The following is a 20,772-nucleotide window of genomic DNA, read 5'->3' on the forward strand; positions in this document are numbered from 1 at the left end:
GCCTGATAATTCCTGTGCTACGACAGAAGATAAATCATAGAATCAAAATCATATCTCATCCTACGACTTCTTAATAAAAAAATTAATATGATGAATATTTTAACGCAAAGTTTTAATTTTAATTGTGCCTGTTTAGGGAGCAAAGGATGGATCAATTAAATTGATTTGAAAAAGCTGAGGTCTGAAAAAAGGATCTAAGACAGAAAAGAGTAGCCTGCTTGTAGATGAATTTGAAATGAGAAATACTTTTGTAGTTATAATTTCTGTACGGTCAGGAAGAATGTAAAATGGAAGATTTCCTATCCTGAGTTTTTTTGTTTCACTGAAAGAAAAAGAATTGGCACCGCTGATTTTTGCAAAACCTTGTTAAGGTAATATTTTCCATTACAATGAAGCATGGACTTGTTTTAACTTCAGAGGTACATTCATAATGTACAGCATATTCCAACCGACAGTATTAGAGATATAATGCCCCAATAAGGCTAGGAACATGCTGTAAATTAAGTTTATTATTATTTTTTAGCTACCGCTTCCTCGTACCTTCTGCTGATTTCTTTCCAGTTGGTTACGTTCCAGATCGCTGTTAAATAATCTGCTCTTTTATTTTGATATTTCAGGTAATACGCATGTTCCCAGACATCAATTCCAAAAATAGGCGTTCCCTTCTGGTCTACCACATCCATCAAAGGATTATCCTGGTTGGGTGTTGAAGAGACGAAAAGTTTCCCGGATTTATCCACAGAAAGCCATGCCCATCCTGATCCGAAACGGTCAGCTCCCGCTTTGCTCATCTTCTCTTTGAAACCGTCCATACTTCCGAAGGCATCATTAATCGCTTTGGTAAGCTTAGCTGACGGCTGCGTATTTTTTTCAGGTGTAAGAACCGTCCAGAACAGTTCGTGGTTGTAATGACCTCCCGCATTATTCCTGACAGCAGGGCTCAATTTTGAAGCATTTGACATAATCTGGAACAACGTCTGCTTTTCCTGCGGCGTTCCGGCAATGGCTTTATTCAGGTTGGCAACATAGGCCGCAGCATGTTTTGAGTAATGAATCTCCATGGTCTGCGCATCAATATTTCCCTCCAGTGCATTGTAAGCATAAGGCAGAGCTGTCTGCTTAAACTGTGCGAATGCAAACTGCGCCGCAAATACTGCACTTAAAGCAGCTACTTTCATAATCTTCATAATGTTTCGTTTATGGTTTATTTAACAATTATTTATTAACGTCCGGAGGCCTGAGAAATAATATCGTGCCGAATATAACTTCCAGCTTCCCTCTCCTGACTTCCTACTATTACTTAAGCAATTTCCTGATATCTTCAATTAACAGTTCCCGGTCAGGATGGTATTTGCCGGTCAGTTTCGGTACTTTTCCCTCCGGGTCTTCATAATTCAAACCTGAGTAATACAGAATCGGCATATTATCCTTGTTATATCTGCAGCGGATATTTCCTTCCTGATCAACAAGTGCAATCATCCCGCTGTGGTTCAGGCTTTCGCTTTCATCTTCTTTATCCCCGACATAAATATTAAACTGGTCTGCTATTTTGCCGATATAATCCCTGTCTCCTGTAAGAAAATGCCAGTTCGGGGATTTGACACCGATTTTCCGGGCATGTTCTTTCAATAATTCCGGAGTATCATTTTCCGGATCGATGCTTATGGAGATTATTCCGAAATCAGGGTTATTGATTTCATTCTCAATTGCCTTCATATTTGTATTCATTACCGGGCAAATCGTGGGACATCTGCTGAAGAAAAACTCCACCAGATATACTTTTCCCAACATATCTTTACTGGTGATCTTTTTGCTGTTCTGATCGGTAAGTTCAAAATCCGGGACTTTCATCACCGTGTAAAGATTCTTTTTAAAATAGCCCATTCCGACACCGATCCCTAAAAACAATAAAGCAATAATTACAATGGGAATAATCACTTTGCGTTTGCTGTTGTTTTCTTTTTTACTTCTGGACATATTTCGCCGGATCTTTTTTAAACTCGTCTTTGCAGTACACACTGCAAAAACCGTACGTTTTATTTTTATACACTGCCGTATCTTTCATATCGCTTTCTGTCGGCATGTGACAGATTGGATCTACTTCGTTGGCAAACTTCACTTTATGAGCATGAGATTTTGAGGCTGCACTGCTTTTCTTATGCTTTACTTTAGGCGTTTCCTGGGCGCACGCCATTAATGAAACCGACAATAATGCCGTTATGATGATTTTTGATTTCATTTGAATTGAATTTTAATTAATAAGGGTACTAAATGAATAATGACTGGGTTTTTAAACTGAACTTAATGTGGTAAATTAATTTTGAACCGCTAAGGAGAAAGATAAACTGTTAAGATTAATTGAAACAAAACAGTTTTAACTTGTATTCCAGCAGGCATATCTTAAAACCTTAATCACGCTCAATGATTAAAATAAAAAATAATTAGTTTAAAATAAATTTAAGCCAAAGGAGGATGGAATATCCGGGAAAAATATTCTGAAGTATGAGAATTGATATAATCCGAATCAGGATTTTTTACTGAAGCACCCGGTTGAATGGTATCAGAACATGAAAGGATTTCATTTGAAACAAAGACATCCAGTCCGGAAATTTTAATATTCTGATGGTTGCCGGACTGCTTCTCGGTTTTGGCCAGTTCTTTTTCCACATAGCATTTCCCTTTGCAGGTAGACTGCGGAATGTCTTTTTTTTCACAAAGGTTTTTTACGATGTATTCATAGTTCACTGCATAATTTACCAGCGGCAAAACCGGACGGACTGCAATGGTAAAAATGATGAATATGGAAATGAAAAACCTCAATTGTAAATTCTGTCTTTACAAATATACTACAGAAATGGTTTTTATGGTTCATTTATGATGAAAGTCATTCTTTCTGTTGACGCATTTTATTTCTCACAGATTGCACAGATTTTAATTATTTTAAAATTATACGCAATCATCAATGTAATCCGTGGGAGACTTTTTTTAAAACTTCATCCTTTGAATTCTTACAGCGTTTAAAATAGCTAACAATGCCACTCCTACATCGGCGAAAACAGCTTCCCACATCGTTGCAATACCTCCGGCACCCAGAGCCAGAACCATTGCTTTTACAGAAAATGCCAGAATAATATTCTGCCAGACGATTTTTTTTGTCTGCTTCCCGATGTTGATCGCCATCGGGATCTTGCTCGGCATATCATCCTGAATCACCACATCTGCGGTTTCAATGGTTGCATCGCTTCCCAGTCCGCCCATAGCAATTCCCACATCGCTTAGCGCGACAACCGGAGCATCATTCACCCCGTCACCGACAAAAGCTACGGTTTCTTTTTTAGATTTAATTTCTTTGACCTTATTTACTTTATCCTCCGGAAGCAGGTCTCCATAAGCATTTTGAATCCCCAGTTTACCGGCAACAAATTGTACAACGGAAGTTTTATCGCCGCTGAGCATTGTTGTTTTGACATGTAATGCTTTTAATTTATTGATTGTTAACTGAGCATCTGCTTTGATGGAATCTGCAATCGTGAGGTAGCCGACAAATTTTTTATCGTAAGCAACAGCAATTAAAGTATAGACGATATTTTCAGGTTTGATGTCATAGCTGATGTTGAATCTGTCGAGTAATTTAAAATTCCCGACTAACAGTTCCTTCGCATTAACGGCAGCTTTTAATCCATAACCGGCAATTTCCTCTACATTTTCCAGTTGAACAGTATGATCGATTTCGCCGGCGTATTCATGAATGGCAGTAGCAACCGGATGTGAACTTTTACTTTCCAGCGCATTGATGAACTTTAAAATTTCATCTTTATTAAAGTCATTTTTAAAATTAACCTCCTGTACTTTGAAAACACCTTCTGTCATCGTTCCGGTTTTATCCATGACCACATGCTGCACTTTTGCCAGAACATCTAAAAAGTTGCTTCCTTTAAATAAAATTCCGTGACGGCTTCCTGCGCCAATCCCCCCAAAATACCCTAACGGAATGGAAATCACCAAAGCGCATGGACAGGAAATTACCAGAAATACCAACGCACGGTACAGCCAATCCCTGAACAGATAATTTTCGACAATAAAATAAGGCAAAAACGTAATCCCAATGGCCAAAAATACAACAATCGGGGTATACACTTTTGCAAATTTTCTGATAAAGAGTTCGGTGGGAGCTTTCTGTGCCGTTGCATTCTGAACCATTTCCAGGATTTTACTCAGCTTGCTGTCTTTGTATGCTGTGGTGACTTTTACTTGGCTGACGGTATTCAGATTGATCATTCCGGCTAAGACGGTTTCACCTTTTATTTTGGTATCCGGTTTACTTTCACCCGTTAACGCTGAGGTATTGAATGAAGCTGTTTCGGATAATAATTCGCCGTCCAGTCCTAACTTTTCCCCGGATTTCAACTGAATGATTTCCCCAATATTTACTTTTTCCGCTTTCAGGGTTTGCGGGTTTCCGTCTTTCAAGACTGTTACCTCATCAGGACGCTGGTCGAGCAGGGTTTTGATGTTACTTTTCGCTCTCGTTACGGCCATTGCCTGAAAAACTTCACCAACGGAATAGAAGAGCATCACGGCAACCCCTTCCGGATATTCTCCGATCCCAAAGGCACCGACGGTTGCAATTCCCATCAGGAAAAACTCAGAAAAAACATCGCCATGCCTTATACTTTCATATGCTTCTTTCAGAACCGGCAATCCAACCGGTACATAAGCGATTAAATACCAGACCAGGCGGATCCAATCTTTAAACCAACCGGGTTGTATGTAATAATCCAATACAATTCCGATCACTAGCAATGTAAAGGAAATCATTGCAGGCAGAAACATCTGAAAGGCTGACTGATCTCCCGTATCATGAGAATGATCATGGTCGTGTTCATGACCTTCATGATCATCGTGGTTATGTTGAGGTTGTTTTTTCGGTTCAGTACTGCAGCATTCTTCCATAACTTAAAATTTTAATCAAAATTAAATACAAATCTGATGCAACACTATTGCAAACTTTCCAGGCAGTTTTCACAGATGCCTTTGGCGAAAAGCCGTATTTCATCAATCCTGAAATTTGCCTGAACATTCTCCGGAAAAGAAATTTCCTCTTTACAGGTGGTCTGTCTGCAGATTTTACAGTAAAAATGAAGATGCCGGTCTTTATGGGTAGTTTCATTGCAGCCATCATGGCAAAGCTTATATTTAGTGGTCGTATTTTCCTGAATGCTGTGAACAATTCCTTTTTCTTCAAAAGTTTTTAAGGTTCTGTAAATGGTTGTGCGGTCTGCATTTTCAAAATAACTTTCAATTTCCGATAAAGACAAAGCTGTTTCCTGAGAGTTTAGAAAATCATACACCAAAATCCTCATGCTGGTGGGTTTTGTGTTTTTATTTATTAATTTATTTTCGGTATCTTTTTTCATAATGCAGGTCTGTTAATGTTCATGTTCTCCGGAATTGGTCAGTTTTGCATTGATAAAAAATGCTCCTTTTACAGCGATTTTTGTCTTGGAAGAAATTTCTTTTACAGCAGTAATAGCCGTGTAGCCCATATCAGATGAACCTTTTACCACTTCTATCTTCTCAAAGTTAACGATTTTAGATTTCTGCTTTACCCGGCTTTCATTTTTTTCACTATAATGTGCATGATCCGTTTCCTGGTTTTGTGCGGTTTCCACAAATATGTAGAATTTGCCGTCTGCCTCTACAATCGCTTCATCAGGAATGGCAGGAGTTGTGGTTTTATCAAGGCTTACGATTCCGGTGATGTTCATTCCGTCGATCAGTCCGGTTTTATTTCCTGTCACATCAGCATGAACGGAAATGGTCTTGCTGTCGTTTTCAAACGAGGACCCGATGCTGTAAATGGCTGCATCATATTCGATTTCCGGATTATTGGTCAGCTTAAAATGTACCACCTGCCCAACCTTCATTTTAGGCAGGTCTTTTTCAAATACCTGAAGATCAAGATGGATGGAATGGTTATCAATAATTTCTGCAACCGGAGAAGAGATATCTGTATAACTGCCGATCTGTGCGGAAATACTGCTGACGGTACCGCTAATCTGTGCTGTAACGGCAAGACCCGATCTCATATTTCCGTTGCTCACTTTTCCCGGACTGATGCCCATCATCTGAAGCTGCTTCAGAAGAGACGCTTTTTTTGTCCTTAAGGCTTTAAGTTCCGCCTGTGCATTCTGCAGGTTTTTCTTTGCACCGGCATCATTGTCAAAAAGTTCTTTCTGCCGGCTGTACTCCTGTTCCGCATAGGTAATCCGGCTGTCTGATGTAAGGTATTCTTCCTGTAACTGAATGAATTCCGGATTGGCTATGGTTGCAATCACCTGTCCTTTTCTTACAAAACTCCCGACCTGAACATTGAGCGTTTTAATGATTCCCCCGTACAGGGAAGTTACTGTTGCTTTGTTATTGTTCGGAACCCTGAGCAGGCCATTGGCTTTGATGGTGGAAGTCAGTTCTTTCATCTCGACTGTCCCCAGTGTAATTCCGACAGCTTTGATCTGTTCTTCCGTTAATGAAACCACTGACTGCTGATTTTCTGTATGGCCTTCGGTTTGTTCTGTTTCCTGTTCAGAATGTTCAGGTACATTTTCTTTTTTACCGCAGCTTACCATAAGAACGGCGGTACATAAAAAATATATGATTGTGTATTTAAGTTTCATGCTATTTGTTGATAAGTGAGTTAATCATAATCACAGATTCGTTAACCTGCTGAATGGATTCTAAGTATTTTAACTGGATATTCGTTGCGGTCTGTAAGGCAAAAAGATATTCCACATAAGAGATTTCTCCTGTTTTATAGCCTAACTGCGCTGCCTTCACCATTTTTTCCGCATTGGGGACAGCCTGGCTGATATAATAATGATATTGCTGAACATCCTGCCTGTATTGGTTCAGGGTATTTTCCAACTGTGCCAAAAGTTGTTTCTGCTGCTGTCTGGCATTGATTTCTGCCGTCTGTTTCTGATATTCCCAGGACTGGATTCTTGCTTTTGCTGCTCCGAAACTTAACGGAATGGCAATCCCTAAGGTTACGGAACTGAAGCGGTCTCCTGCATTGTAAAACCGCTCCTGCCCATTTCCTGTATGAAATCCGATCAATGACTGGTTGGTATAACCGAGGCTGAATTCGGGAAGCGCCTGAGACTTTTCAACATTTTTATTTTTTTCGGCAATTTCTATTTCCTGATAGAAAGATTTTACCGCAGGGTTATTGGTGAATGATGTACTGTCTAGTACTATTTCTGCCTGTAAAGGGAGGTAGTCTTTATTCAAAGGGATCTCAAAAGTTTCAGTAGTATTCAGTAGTATGCTTAAGTTCTTGTATGCATTCTGTATATACACCTCATTCTGCCTTAATAGAAGACTGATTTCACCTTTCTGCGTTTCTGCAGTACTGATTTCGACCTTTTTAATATCCCCGGCTTTAAATCTTACCGTAGCAATCCGGATGAAATCCTGGTACAGGCTGTCAAGATTTTTTAGTTTTAACTGATTGTACTGCAGGTATTCAATCTGATAATAATAGGTTCTTACCTGCTTTACCAGTTCGTTCACTGCCACCTCTCTGTCAATCTGCCGGCTTTTGACGCTCTCGGAAATCAGCTCTTTTCTTGCCCTGAACAAAGTAGGGAAAGGAATGCTCTGTGAAATAGAAACCGACTGGTCAAATTTCGGGCTGTTGTACTGTCCCAGCTGAGCCTCAGCATTGAGCTTGGGAAGCTCATTTGCCGTTTTTTTAAGGGCTTCCGCAGATTGTATGCTCAGGGTTTTAGATTTAAGGCTTAGATTATTCTTTACAGCCATTTCCATTGCCGTTTCAATGGAAAGCTGTTGCGACTGTGCTTTAAAAACATGTCCCGAAAGCAGAAATCCGATGATCAGAACCGGCATTATTAGTTTCAACCCGATCCTTTTTCTCGAAATTTTCGAATTAAAAATAATATACAACAGGGGCAGAACGAATAAAGTAAGAAAAGTGGCCGTCACCAGGCCGCCGATGACTACCGTTGCCAGGGGCTTCTGCACTTCTGCGCCGGCACCTGTAGAAATTGCCATCGGTAAAAATCCCAAAGAGGCAACAGTGGCTGTCATTAAAACCGGCCTCAGCCTTGCTTTTGTTCCTTCCAATACCCTTTTCACCATATCATTTTCGCCTTCTTTTTCCAATTCATTGAAAGTGCTGATCAAAACAATTCCGTTCAGGACAGCAACACCGAAAAGAGCAATAAAACCGATCCCTGCACTGATGCTGAAAGGCATATCCCTTATAACCAAGGCAAAGACACCTCCGATTGCACTCATCGGAATGGCAGTAAAAATCAAAGCAGCCTGCCTGAATGAGTGAAAAGTACCGTACAGCAGCATGAAGATCAGCAGCAGGGAAACCGGCACTGCAATCATCAGCCGCCGGCTTGCCGCCTGCAGGTTTTCAAACTGTCCTCCGTAGGTAAAATAATAACCGGACGGCAGTTTTAAGGTATTCAGTTTCTCCCGGATGTCTTTCACTACATTTTCCACATCCCGGTCTTTCACATTAAATCCGATGACAACTCTCCGCTTCCCTTCTTCACGGCTGATTTGCGCGGGACCAAGTTTATAGCTGATATCAGCCACCTGAGAAAGCGGGATCTGGGCTCCAGAACGGGTAGCAACCATCAGGTTATTCACATCATCAATATTTGTCCTGTGCAGGCTGTCAAGACGGACGACCAGATCAAAACGCCGTTCATTTTCAAAAACCTGACCGGCACTTTTTCCTGCGAAAGCGGTGCTTACCACATCGTTTACTTCTTCAATATTCAATCCGTAATTGGCCATCCGTATCCTGTCATAAGCTACATTGATCTGGGGAAGACCGCTGATCTGCTCAATTTGCGGAGTGGTTACCCCGTCAACCGACTGAATAACTTTTCCTGCCTGATCTGCATATATTGCCAGTGAATCTAAATTTTCACCGAAAATTTTCACGGCTACATCCTGGCGCACTCCTGTCATCAGTTCATTAAACCGCATCTGGATCGGCTGGTTTTTTTCAAAAAACACACCGGGAATAACTTCCAGTTTTTTCAGGATTTCATCTGACAGCTCTTCATAGGACTTATCGGTCTTCCACTCACTCCGGGGTTTTAATACAACGATTAAATCTGAAGCTTCGGGCGGCATGGGATCAGTAGGAACCTCTGCAGAACCTGTTTTCCCGATAACCATTTTTACTTCTTCAAATTCTTTGATTATTCGGGAAGCCTGCATTGAAGTTTCAATACTTTGGCTTAATGAGCTTCCCTGCGGTAAAATGCAGTGAAATGCATAATCTCCCTCCTGTAGCTGGGGAATAAATTCGCCGCCCATATTTTTAAAAATAAATACCGTAACAATAAAGACTGCCAGAGTAACTGAAACGACAAGATATTTTATGCTGACTGCTTTTTTCAGCAGAGGCTGATACACCTGCTGTAGCCTCCTCATCATTTTATCGGAAAACGTTTCTTTACATGTTCTGCTTTTAGATAAAAACAAAGCACTCATCATCGGGATGTACGTTAATGATAAAATCAGTGCCCCCAAAATAGCAAACCCCACTGTTTTTGCCATAGGCGTAAACATCTTACCTTCCACACCTGCCAAAGTAAGAACCGGGATATAAACAATAAGGATGATGATCTCTCCGAAAGCAGCACTGTTTCTGATTTTTGAAGCAGAAAGAAAAACCTCTTCATCCATTTCTTTCTGAGAAAGCTTCTGTACAGATTTTCTCAGGCCTAAATGATGAAGCGTGGCTTCAACCATAATAACCGCTCCATCTACGATCAGACCAAAATCAATGGCTCCGAGGCTCATCAAATTAGCACTTACCCCAAAGACATTCATCATTCCCAATGCAAATAATAGAGAAAGCGGGATTGCCGAAGCAACAATCAATCCTGCCCGGAGGTTCCCAAGGAAAATGACCAGGACAAAAATAACGATCAGGGCACCTTCCACTAAGTTTTTTTCTACGGTTTCCATTGCCCTGCCTACCAGGTCGGTCCGGTCAAGAAAAGGCTCTATGACAATGTCATCCGGGAGCGATTTCTGAATGGTGGGGATTTTTGCTTTGATATTTTTAACCACTTCATTACTGTTGTCTCCTTTTAGCATCATAACCACTCCGCCCACCGCATCTACTTTTCCGTTGTACGTCATGGCTCCGTAACGCGCGGCACTGCCAAAATGTACTTCTGCCACATCTTTCACAAAAACAGGGACGCTCCCCGTTTCATTTTTTACGGCAGTGTTCTTTATATCATCCAGTGAAGTAACGACCCCGATTCCGCGGATAAAATAAGCATTCGGTTTTTTATCAATATAAGCACCACCTGTATTGCGGTTATTTTTTTCCAGCGCATTAAAAATATCGGTAATGCTTACCCCCATTGCTTTAAGGCGGTTGGGATCTACAGCCACTTCGTATTGTTTGAGCTGCCCTCCGAAACTGTTGACTTCCGCGACTCCGGGTGTTCCGTTAAGCTGTCTGCGGACAATCCAGTCCTGCATGGTCCGGAGCTCTCTGGAATCATATTTATTTTCACTTCCTTTTCGCGGATGAAGAATATACTGATAGACTTCACCCAGGCCTGTGCTTACAGGAGCAAGTTCAGGGGTTCCGGTTCCTGCCGGAATGTCTTCTGCAGCTTCTTTTAGTTTTTTATTAATCAGCTGACGGGCGAAGTACGGATCTACCTCTTCTTTGAAAACAACGGTAATTACCGACAGCCCAAACCTTGAGATACTTCTTGTTTCTTCGATGTTGGGAATATTGGCAATGCTTTGCTCAATAGGAAAAGTAACCAGCTGTTCAACTTCCTGCCCCGCTAAAGCCGGACACACTGTAATAATCTGAACCTGATTATTTGTAATATCAGGAACGGCATCAATTGGTAATCTTGTCGCGCTCCAAACACCCCAGATTACCAGCAACAAGGTCATCATACCAATAACGATCTTGTTTTTGATACTGAATTTTATGATTTTATCTAACACAAATTGAGATTTAATTTGTGACTGCCTGTTGATGTTAAACACGAAATATGCAGAGGTTTTCTTTAACAGCTGACTGTTGTAAGATCGCAAAAGCATTGTATCCGGCAAAAATGAAGACAGGCAGTCATTAATTTATTTAAATATTTAAATTCTGTTATTCATGAATAACAGATGCAAAAATATCATGAAGAGCCCTGCAACTATATGGCAAAGTTTCAAGTATTAAAAATTAATGAAAATTAAATCTTAGGCGGCTGCCAGATATGGTCGTAAACCTGGTAAGCGAAGTTGTTCTTCCGGAAAAGAATCTTCTTTGAAAAGTATGCCTGAACCTGAGTGGGAATTCCGATTAAAACATCCAGTTTTAAGGCGGTAACCGTCATCTGGCAGCAGTTGCAGACACATAACGGAGAACATACATCTCCTTTATCTTTTGAATGGGATTCTTCAACACTGAAAAACTGCTGTGTATGGTTTGGACCTGATTGATTCTGCACATCTTCACAAGGCACCAGTGATAGCGCCATGAAATAAAATGCCAGTATAAATCTTAAAAGGTTCATATGGACAAAGGTAAAGATTTTCTGTAAAAGGGAATCATTTAAATAAACGGTATAAAAAAGAGCAGCCTAAAAAGACTGCTCTTACATACAAACCACTTCCTCACAGATGCATAAAATAGTATTACTATACCCATTATACATTTTGATTTTTGTTTTCAAAAAAAGATGTCTTTGTCTGGCTTATTGGGCATTCTATAAGACCGTCTTTCCTTTGTACAGCTTTTATGATCACAGTATAAACGAGAAAAAGACCGTTTCAGTTAAAAAACAAATCACTTCATTTTTAAGATAAAAAAATTATTGAAAATCATATAGCTGAATTTATTTTCAAGGCTTAATATAATCTCTGTATAGATAAATATATCGTTCTCATGTTATCGGGAGTACCGGAAGTATTCATATTATCCACAATTGGGAAATAATATATCCTGTACCATTTATCATCCAGCGAAAGATCCATCGTAAGAACTTCCTGGTGACCTCCTTCTCCGCTTCCGGTAACTCTTGGTGTTGATGAACCCAAAATATCATTGTACCCTACTCCGTAAAAAATGCCGTTATCCAGTTCCATGTAAGCGGAAGGAGCAAGTGTTGCGCCCGACCCTGTTGAAGTACTTGGAGCCAAAAGATAATTTGAAGCATTAAATCTGTCAACATTCGATAATGCACTAAACCATAATTTTACGGGAGATGAAGAAATATTCACCAATCTCGGCCACATGGTAACACTGCCATTTCCACTGTTCGAGGCGCCGTTAAACCATGCATCGAGCCTTAATTTCCCTCCGATAACTGGCAGATCCGGTACGAAAGTACTCATCCAGCCACCTACATTTGAAGAAAATCCGGCTTTATAAAATACCATATCTCCGGGCGCCATTCCGTCTCCGCTTCCAATAACGGCATTACATGTTTTTCCTCCTACATTAAAAAAAAATGTTGTGGTAACCGGACTTGTAACAGTGGGTGTACCTGAAACTGTATAACTCAAAGTTCCTGATCCCGAATTAAAATTTCCGGATGACAGCGTTGCAGTAAGACCATGTACCGGACCTATTGCCTGTGCTGCATGAATCCCTCCGTTTCCTCCGGTATAAGGCACATTCATTGTTCCGCTGTAAGGAGTTCCTGCAGTATATGTACTGGGAGAAAGTGTAATCCCATTACAGGTAATATTCCCTACAATTCCCGGAGCGAGCGAACCGTTACTAAATGTCCTCCATTCTGTTCCGTTCCAGAATACATAGCCGTTATATACAAGCCCTCCGGTTCCTAAATTATATACCAATAATCCGGTTGCCGGCGAAGGTATTGTAACCTGATCTGTTTCAGAACTTAAAGCTGCTTTCGGACCGAGAAAGCCTTTTTTGTTTCCTGATGACAGCCCAGATGCATTTACGTCTAAATTGCAGATGCATTTGGTGAAACCGTCCCGATCCCTATGCTTCCGTTTGAAGTTACAACAAAGTCATTTGCCTGTTGGGTTAATGTTGGAATTCCTGTTACTGCATTATCTTTTGCTCCGTCTACATGAAAAATCCCTGTAGGATTTCCAGTATTGATTCCAACCTGAGAATACACAGGTACAAAAGAAATACCGGCAATCAGTAAAATAAGTTTCTTCATGATCATTGTTTTTATGGTTAATTGTTTTTCTAAGAATCAATTTAAAGGGCTCATTCTTTCAAATCATCATTTACCTGTCTGTTCTAATATTTTTGGATTTTGCGATTGCTGATTTTTTGTATTTGTTTTATTAACGGTATCGTAATAAAAACTTTAGATTTCTTTGCATTTTTTTTCTAATTTTACGTTTAGGTTACTCTTATTCCAACCTTATTAAAAACACAAAATTTTTCTAATAAAGAAATATCCATTTAAATATTTTTATAGTGAAAAGTATTTCGCAAAATTATTTTTGTTGATAAATCAAAAAAAAACCGGATAAATGATAATCAGTAAAATGACTCAAACCAGCACATACACTTAACTACCAGTTAATTAAAACAGTCATTTTATAAAAAATCATTATTCTTATTTTAAAATAAATTGACTTATGCATCAAAATGAACACAACAGATGAACAAACAGAAAAATTAAAACAGGAATTATTAGACCGCTATGTAATTCTTATGATTTTGATCTTAGGAATTTATACGCTTATATTTACTTTTTACGTTTATAATAAAGTAATGTCCTGGTATTTAACCGGTGGATTGGTTTTTATAAGCTACAGTTACTCGCTGGTACGAAAAAGATATTCTATCAACACTATTGTACATCTGTATTTAATATGTGCTCCTTTATATAACTTTTATGTGATGCTTGCTTTCTGGGATAACTCTGTGGCAAGTTTCGGCTGGTTTTTACCCATTCCTCTGGGAGCCTATATCTTTTTTACCAAGAAAGAAGTGCTGGCTTATTCCTCATATACTTTATTAATTGTGGTAACATGTTATGTTATTGCAAATAATTTTGATTTTGATTTCCCGAGCCATACCCAGAAAGAAGTGATGTTCACAGATACGATACTTTTTATATTCAATATTTTAGTCATCACTTTATTGATTCATTACAAAGACAAAATCAGAAAACAGGAAATATCATTACATTTTAAAAGGCCAGCATTACTAGATGCTCAGAAAGACAAAAAGAATGACGCTGAAAATGTATTGGAAAATGCTGATATTAATGTAGAAAGTATGGAAAACCTTTTCTTAAGAATTGAAGCTTGTATGTCTGAGAACCTTCTGTTCAAAGATGTTAAATTCAATCTTTCCGCATTAAGTGTTGCGCTGGAAGTTAACAGCAGTTATATATCTAAGGCTATTCGCGGCAAAGGGTACCCTAACTTCAAAAGTTATCTTAATATTTACAGAATCAATTATGTGAAAAAATTATTTACCGAAGTTGATTTTCAGAAAACAACCCTGATGTATGTCTATACGGAAGCCGGATTTTCTAACCAATCTACCTTTAACCGTGTGTTTAAGCAGATTGAAGGAATTACGCCTTCAGAATATTTCCAGAGAAACCTGAAAAACAACACCGGGGAAAGTACTTAAAAATATTATCTTTGATTAAATTATTTTCAATGAAAGTTCTTATTATCAATGGCCCGAATCTGAATCTTTTAGGCACCAGAGAACCTGAAATTTACGGAACGGTTTCTATGACGGATTATTTGGAGACTTTAAAAACTGAATTTTCTTCTTTTGAACTGTATTATTATCAGTCGAATATTGAAGGAGAAATTATCAACAGGCTTCAGAAAGATGATTTTGATGCTTTGATCATCAATCCCGGAGCTTTCACGCATTATTCTTATGCCATTGCAGACTGTTTAAAAAACATCCGTAAGCCAAAAGTTGAAGTTCATATCAGCAATATTTATAAAAGAGAAGAATTCCGCCAGAAGTCTGTAACGGCTGCCAATACCGATGCAGTTTTGTCCGGTTTTGGCATGGATGGATACCGATTGGCGATCCTGAGTTTAAAATCATAACACATTCCCACAGATTACTCAGATGCCCGAAAGTATATGATCTGTGAACGTATAACGATAGGAATATAAAATAACAAAACCTCATCGGCTGATGAGGTTTTGTTATGTATTAGTTAGTGGTCTCTTCCTGCAACTGAGGGCCGGAAACGATCAGCTTTTTACCTTCGTCCGTATTGCAGTACTGTTCGAAGTTTTTGATGTATTTTGCCGCAAGATCTTTTGCTTTTTCTTCCCACTCAGAAACATCACGGTAGGTATCTCTCGGATCTAGAATGCCCTCGGAAACATTCGGCAGCTCTGTAGGAACTTCCAGATTCATAATCGGGATTCTTGTTTTCGGAGCATCTTCAATGGATCCGTCGATAATAGCATCAATAATCGCTCTTGTATCTTTCAGAGAAATCCTTTTTCCTGTACCGTTCCAGCCTGTATTTACCAGGTATGCTTTTGCGCCGTGCTCTTTCATTTTCCCGATTAATGTTTTAGAATACATCGTTGGGTGTAATGTAAGGAACGCTTCACCGAATGCGGGTGAAAAAGACGGCTCCGGCTCTGTAATTCCTCTCTCTGTTCCGGCTAACTTTGAGGTATAACCGCACAGGAAGTGGTATTGTGCCTGATCTTCATCCAAAACAGAAACCGGAGGCAATACCCCGAATGCATCTGCAGAAAGATAAACAATCTTGCTTGCGTGTCCCGCTTTTGAAGGCAGAACAATTTTATTGATATGGTAAATCGGATAAGAAACTCTCGTATTTTCTGTGATAGATCCGTCTGTATAATCTGCAATTCCGTTATTGACCACAACATTTTCAAGAAGTGCATCCCTCTTGATGGCTCTGAAAATATCCGGTTCTTTTTCAGCAGAAAGATCGATTACTTTTGCATAGCATCCTCCTTCATAGTTGAAAACCCCGTTATTATCCCACCCATGTTCGTCATCACCGATCAGGTATCTTTTCGGATCTGCAGACAACGTTGTTTTTCCTGTTCCTGAAAGTCCGAAGAAAAGAGCAACATCCCCTTCTTCGCCTACATTTGCAGAACAGTGCATGGAAGCCATGCCTTTTAACGGAAGGTAATAGTTCATCATCGCGAACATTCCTTTCTTCATTTCTCCACCATACCATGTTCCTCCAATGATCTGAAGCTTTTCGGTAAGATTGAACATCACGAAATTTTCGGAATTCAGTTCCTGGGCTTCCCAGTTAGGATTTGTTGTTTTAGAACCGTTGATTACCGTGAAATCCGGCTCTCCGAAGTTTTCAAGCTCATAATGAGAAGGACGGATGAACATATTCGTAACGAAATGTGCCTGCCACGCCACTTCAACAATGAACCTTACTTTTAACCTGGTATCTGTGTTGGTTCCGCAGAAAGTGTCTACCACATAAATTTTTCTGGATTCGGCAAGCCTGTCCAGCACTAATTCTTTACAAGACTGGAAAATTTCCGGAGTGGTTGGCAAATTCACTTTACCATCCCAAAAAATCGTGTCTTTTGTAACCTCATCCTGAACAATGTATCTGTCTTTAGGCGAACGACCTGTGAAAATTCCTGTTTTTACTGATACTGCACCAGATTCCGTAAGCTCAGCTCTTTCAAAGCCCTGATTTTCAGGAGCCATTTCGGCCTGGTATAATTCTTCATACGAAGGATTATAAACGACCTCATAATTTCCTTTAATCCCTAATTTCTCTAAATCCCGGATGATTTTAGCGTGTTTCATTTTACTTATATTTTCTATTTCTTTTGGATCCTCAACAAAATTAATATTAATTAATTGTTAAAAGTGGTTTAAATATAATGATATAAGTCAAAATGACAAATAAAAATGCAAGTTTATAACCTTCTGTCTACGAGTCTATTATCTCCGACCATTCAAAAATTGTGTTAAAACCTTTTCCCCAAAAATAGTCCTTAAAGCCGTCAAATTTTGAGCTCATGACAAAATCTCCGCCCCAGGCACCCAGACTTTTCACAAAAACCGGACAATCAATGAAAAGGCGGCTCTTAACTGCGGGAATTTCAATGAAATCCGATATTTTTTGTTCATGAATTACCATTAGCTCCGAAAAATTTTCCAATTCGTTACATAGTAAAATTTTCCTTGTAAGATCCGAAAATTCATCAACCTTATTTTTAGACTTATTTTTAGACTTGTAAAGGCTGATTCCTTCACGGCTGTCCTGCTTCTGATTCAGGTGGATAAAAATGAGCTCGTTTTTAAAAGAAGGATTAAAATTTACCTTTTCATATTTTATTTCAGGCATACTCTGATACAGTACCGCGGCTTTCTCTTTTGCTACTGCAATATCATAACCGCTTCCGCCCAAACTTATCTTATTTAAATGAAAAGGATCCACTTGTGCCCATTCCGCAAGATTGGTCATTAACGTGGAACTGCTGCCGAGCCCGAAGTCTGCAGGAAACTGAAGATTTGTTTTGAGGTGATAGGTAAAACTGTTTTTGAATTTAGTTTCAGAAAGTGACTGAACATTCTGTAAGGTTTTTAAAATGAATTCAGCACCTGAAGGAATATTGGTTTCTTTGACCTGCCAGTTGTTATAATCAATGACAGCTCTTAACCATAATTTGTTTTGATGATAAGCCTCCCAAAAAATCAGGGATTCTCCATTATCTTTTTCCCGGAAATAAAACTCTTGTCCGAGCCTGGTAGGTACCGCCAGGACAAGAGCTCCATCCATGGCGAAATATTCTGAAGTAAGCATCAGCTTTCCCGGTGAAAATATTCCGCTCATTGTTTTTGTTTTAGATTGCAGAAGCAATAGCTACCGAGGGATCTATTTTTTTGATCAGTCCCTGTAATGTTTTTCCCGGGCCTACTTCTACGAAATTAGCGGCTCCGTCTTTAATCATATTCTGAACTGACTGCGTCCATTTCACAGGGCCTGTTAACTGGGCAATCAGGTTTTTCTTAATCTCATCAGGATCAGAAACCGAAGTGGTGGTTATATTCTGGTATACCGGGATGGTTGCTTTCCTGAATTTTGTCTGCTCGATGGCTGCGGCCAGTCTTTCCTGTGCAGGCTGCATCAGCGGAGAATGGAATGCGCCGTTTACAGGCAGTAACAATGCTCTTTTGGCACCTGCCTCCTTCATTTTCGCACAGGCTTCTTCAACGGCTGCCGTTTCTCCGGAAATCACAAGCTGCCCGGGACAGTTATAATTGGCAGGAACTACGATTCCGTTAACGGATGCGCAGATTTCCTCTACTTTAGCATCCTCCAATCCCAGAATAGCGGCCATTGAGCTCGGATTTGCATCACAGGCTGCCTGCATGGCTTTTGCTCTTTCGGAAACCAGTTTCAGGCCGTCGGTAAAAGATAAAACGCCGTTCGCAACCAGTGCTGAAAATTCTCCCAGCGAATGCCCTGCAACCATTTCGGCTCCGAGACCGTTTACCGCTTTAAGCGCAGCTACGGAATGGATGAAAATGGAAGGCTGGGTAACTTCAGTTTTCTTAAGATCTTCATCCGTTCCGCTGAACATCATCGAAAGGATATCAAACCCTAAAATTTCATTGGCAGACTCCATCAGATCTTTAATATCTTTTCTGGAATCATACAGTTCTTTTCCCATTCCTACGAACTGAGACCCCTGGCCGGGAAATACAAGTGCTTTCATGTATTAATTTAAATATTTTGCAAATATAAATATAATGTTAATAATCTTCTTTAAAACCAACGGATTGATTTATGGAACTAACCGGATCACACGATAACCGGTATTGATATAAGCACCGTTTGCCTTTGATTTCACAAACTCAAATTTTGTCGCCAGCTGGGTCTGAACTTTGTTAATCTGCCTGAAGATTTCCCCTTTCCGGTTCTCTCTGGTCAGCATGTCATTCACAACATCAAAACCGATGATGGCATATTTAGGAGGTGTTTTACAGTATTTGCTTTTATAAGCAGCAAGAATCTCTTTTTCAAAGCTTCCTTCCGTGTTGATCTTGCGGTCCATCAGGTATACCAGATTAGCCTGGCTGAGATCATCCACTTTCTTTTCAAAGACAGGGAAATAGTTCATACTGAACGCTTTTATGCCCTGTACTTCTTTAGATAAAGCAATCACTCTGTTCGCAAAAGCCTCTCCTGTTGCATCATTATCACTTGCAAGAATGGCAATTACGGGAGCCGACTGGCCGGTCATCATATTCTGGTCCAGTTGGATATCCGCAGGAGAAGACACCACTGTGATGTTGGCATTCTTCAGGTTTTTTTCAAGGCCTGCCTTGATATAGTTGGCATTTTCTTTTTTAGTACCGGATACGATATAAATTTTCTGGTCTGAAAATGTAGATTTTACTTCGTCTACAATTTTATCAGCATACGTCTGGTCATTCGTTTCAATAATAATCAGGTTGCTGTAATTGTACAATTCAGGGGAATTTGCGAAAGGAGCAACAATCGGTATTTTCTGATTTTTTGTAAAGTCTAAAACATCAACGACATTCGACTTAAAGAACGGCCCGATAATCAGGTCCGTGTTATCCGGATTTATTTGGGTCAGTGAATTACGGAAAGATCCTTCATTCCCTGAATCCACTATTTTTATATCTAGCTTCTGGCCGTTTCTGGCGTTTCTTTCAATAGCAAGCTTTGCTCCTGTCAGGAAATCCACAGCCATTGTTCTGTACTGGGTTTCATTAGTGCTGTACCCGAAAGGCAGCATCAGGACTACGCTCAGCGCATCACCGCTTTTCTTCACATAAGCCGGATCAAGCTTTTTGATCTTTAAGACCATTCCGCTTTTTAACCCGTTGGACAACTCAGGGTTCAGAGCGATCAGCTCATCAATGGTAATTCCGAATTTATTTACGATAGAGAAAACGGTATCTCCCTGCAGAACGGTATAGGTTACATAGTCATCCGCAGTTCCTGTTACAACATTAGAGGAAGATCTCTCGTTGCCGGAGTCTACTTTTGTTTTTGGGTTGGCTGTTTCTCCAAAGATATCAGCTCCGGTATTTGTTTTTACACCGGACTTTGTAACTTTAATTGCTTCGCCGGGTTTAAGCCCTTTTTCTTCCAGGCCGGGGTTTAAGGCAAAAAGTTCTTCTCTGGTGATATTGAACTGTCTTGAAATCCTGTAATAGTTATCTTTTTGCTGAACAATATATTCTCCTTCTGAAGCTTGTGCAACAGGGGCTTCAACAGCAGATTCTACTGACTTTACCGGAGCCGTTACCGTGGGCTGCTGCTGGTTCCCTCCATATTTTTTAATGCTTTCAAGAGGCAGGGAAATCTCATCACCGATTTTCATGTGAGAATCCAGCTCAGGATTAAGTTTCCTGAGATCTGTTTCCGAGATCCTGTACTGTTTTGTAATTCCGTAAATGGTCTGTTTCGGCAGAAGGACAATTGTTCCTGTCTTAGCATTATTCACCGCTTTCGGTACGGATACCGCTTTTGAAGCTGCAGCCGCCGCTTTCTCGTTGTTAAGCTTTAAAACTTCTCCGATGGCCAGTTTGCCGTCTTTCACAGACGGGTTAAGCTTAAGCAGCTCATCGACAGTCAGCCCATATTTTTTTGCAATATTATAAGGGGTATCGCCTTTTACAACGGTGTGCGATTTCTGAGCAGACACTCCCAAAACCATACATAAACTGGACAGAATAAAAAACCTCTTTATCATATTGGA

Annotated in this window: 17 protein-coding genes; 2 read left to right on the forward strand and 15 right to left on the reverse strand. The window is 39.9% G+C overall.

The window, feature by feature from the left end:
* Positions 1-512: 512 nt before the first annotated feature.
* The 11 genes from ASE55_RS09085 to ASE55_RS09135 all read right to left on the reverse strand — a co-directional run bounded on the left by ASE55_RS09085 (position 513) and on the right by ASE55_RS09135 (position 13,226).
* Entirely contained in the window at positions 513-1,187 is a 675-nt protein-coding gene (locus ASE55_RS09085) for a superoxide dismutase (protein ID WP_056218188.1), read from the reverse strand.
* 109 nt (positions 1,188-1,296) lie between these two features.
* Positions 1,297-1,977 carry an SCO family protein gene (locus ASE55_RS09090; protein WP_056218191.1) on the reverse strand — a complete coding sequence of 227 codons (681 nt, stop codon included), beginning with the start codon at positions 1,975-1,977 and terminating at the stop codon, positions 1,297-1,299.
* Positions 1,964-2,239: a YHS domain-containing protein gene (locus ASE55_RS09095; protein WP_056218192.1), complete on the reverse strand. Its 276-nt coding sequence runs from the start codon at positions 2,237-2,239 to the stop codon at positions 1,964-1,966. The genes ASE55_RS09090 and ASE55_RS09095 overlap by 14 nt, the downstream gene beginning before the upstream one ends.
* Positions 2,240-2,457: 218 nt before the next feature.
* Positions 2,458-2,820 (reverse strand): hypothetical protein, encoded by a 363-nt coding sequence (locus ASE55_RS09100; RefSeq protein WP_056218195.1) that lies wholly within the window; start codon positions 2,818-2,820, stop codon positions 2,458-2,460.
* 165 nt (positions 2,821-2,985) lie between these two features.
* Positions 2,986-4,953 carry a heavy metal translocating P-type ATPase gene (locus ASE55_RS09105; RefSeq protein ID WP_056218198.1) on the reverse strand — a complete coding sequence of 656 codons (1,968 nt, stop codon included), beginning with the start codon at positions 4,951-4,953 and terminating at the stop codon, positions 2,986-2,988.
* A gap of 44 nt (positions 4,954-4,997) precedes the next feature.
* Complete coding sequence (locus ASE55_RS09110; RefSeq protein ID WP_056218200.1) at positions 4,998-5,417, reverse strand: Fur family transcriptional regulator; 420 nt, start codon at positions 5,415-5,417, stop codon at positions 4,998-5,000.
* 12 nt (positions 5,418-5,429) lie between these two features.
* Positions 5,430-6,677 carry an efflux RND transporter periplasmic adaptor subunit gene (locus ASE55_RS09115; RefSeq protein ID WP_056218202.1) on the reverse strand — a complete coding sequence of 416 codons (1,248 nt, stop codon included), beginning with the start codon at positions 6,675-6,677 and terminating at the stop codon, positions 5,430-5,432.
* A 1-nt stretch (position 6,678) separates the two neighbouring features.
* Positions 6,679-11,037: a CusA/CzcA family heavy metal efflux RND transporter gene (locus ASE55_RS09120; protein WP_128414542.1), complete on the reverse strand. Its 4,359-nt coding sequence runs from the start codon at positions 11,035-11,037 to the stop codon at positions 6,679-6,681.
* 239 nt (positions 11,038-11,276) lie between these two features.
* The gene (locus tag ASE55_RS09125) at positions 11,277-11,600 is read right to left on the reverse strand and encodes a DUF6660 family protein (RefSeq protein ID WP_056218205.1); all 324 of its coding nucleotides are present in this window, start codon (positions 11,598-11,600) and stop codon (positions 11,277-11,279) included.
* A gap of 334 nt (positions 11,601-11,934) precedes the next feature.
* The gene (locus ASE55_RS09130; RefSeq protein WP_056218208.1) at positions 11,935-12,888 is read right to left on the reverse strand and encodes a hypothetical protein; all 954 of its coding nucleotides are present in this window, start codon (positions 12,886-12,888) and stop codon (positions 11,935-11,937) included.
* A gap of 113 nt (positions 12,889-13,001) precedes the next feature.
* A complete protein-coding gene (locus tag ASE55_RS09135; RefSeq protein ID WP_128414543.1) occupies positions 13,002-13,226 on the reverse strand; it encodes a hypothetical protein in 225 nt (74 codons plus the stop codon).
* 566 nt (positions 13,227-13,792) lie between these two features.
* Here ASE55_RS09135 and ASE55_RS09140 point away from each other — a divergent pair.
* Both ASE55_RS09140 and ASE55_RS09145 read left to right on the forward strand, forming a co-directional pair.
* Positions 13,793-14,665 carry a helix-turn-helix domain-containing protein gene (locus ASE55_RS09140; protein ID WP_157844641.1) on the forward strand — a complete coding sequence of 291 codons (873 nt, stop codon included), beginning with the start codon at positions 13,793-13,795 and terminating at the stop codon, positions 14,663-14,665.
* A gap of 29 nt (positions 14,666-14,694) precedes the next feature.
* A complete protein-coding gene (locus tag ASE55_RS09145; RefSeq protein ID WP_056218215.1) occupies positions 14,695-15,105 on the forward strand; it encodes a type II 3-dehydroquinate dehydratase in 411 nt (136 codons plus the stop codon).
* A 109-nt stretch (positions 15,106-15,214) separates the two neighbouring features.
* On the opposite strand, the gene pckA is transcribed toward ASE55_RS09145, so the two are convergent.
* The 4 genes from pckA to ASE55_RS09165 all read right to left on the reverse strand — a co-directional run bounded on the left by pckA (position 15,215) and on the right by ASE55_RS09165 (position 20,766).
* Positions 15,215-16,834, reverse strand: coding sequence for a phosphoenolpyruvate carboxykinase (ATP) (pckA, locus tag ASE55_RS09150; protein WP_056218218.1), 1,620 nt, complete (start codon positions 16,832-16,834; stop codon positions 15,215-15,217).
* Between the two features lie 127 nt (positions 16,835-16,961).
* Positions 16,962-17,867: a GYDIA family GHMP kinase gene (locus tag ASE55_RS09155; RefSeq protein WP_056218220.1), complete on the reverse strand. Its 906-nt coding sequence runs from the start codon at positions 17,865-17,867 to the stop codon at positions 16,962-16,964.
* Positions 17,868-17,877: 10 nt separating this feature from the next.
* Positions 17,878-18,753, reverse strand: a complete 876-nt coding sequence (gene fabD, locus ASE55_RS09160) for an ACP S-malonyltransferase (RefSeq protein ID WP_056218221.1) — start codon at positions 18,751-18,753, stop codon at positions 17,878-17,880.
* A 69-nt stretch (positions 18,754-18,822) separates the two neighbouring features.
* Positions 18,823-20,766, reverse strand: coding sequence for a LysM peptidoglycan-binding domain-containing protein (locus tag ASE55_RS09165; protein WP_056218224.1), 1,944 nt, complete (start codon positions 20,764-20,766; stop codon positions 18,823-18,825).
* Positions 20,767-20,772 lie beyond the last annotated feature (6 nt).

Source organism: Chryseobacterium sp. Leaf201 (assembly GCF_001421435.1).
Lineage (GTDB): Bacteria > Bacteroidota > Bacteroidia > Flavobacteriales > Weeksellaceae > Chryseobacterium.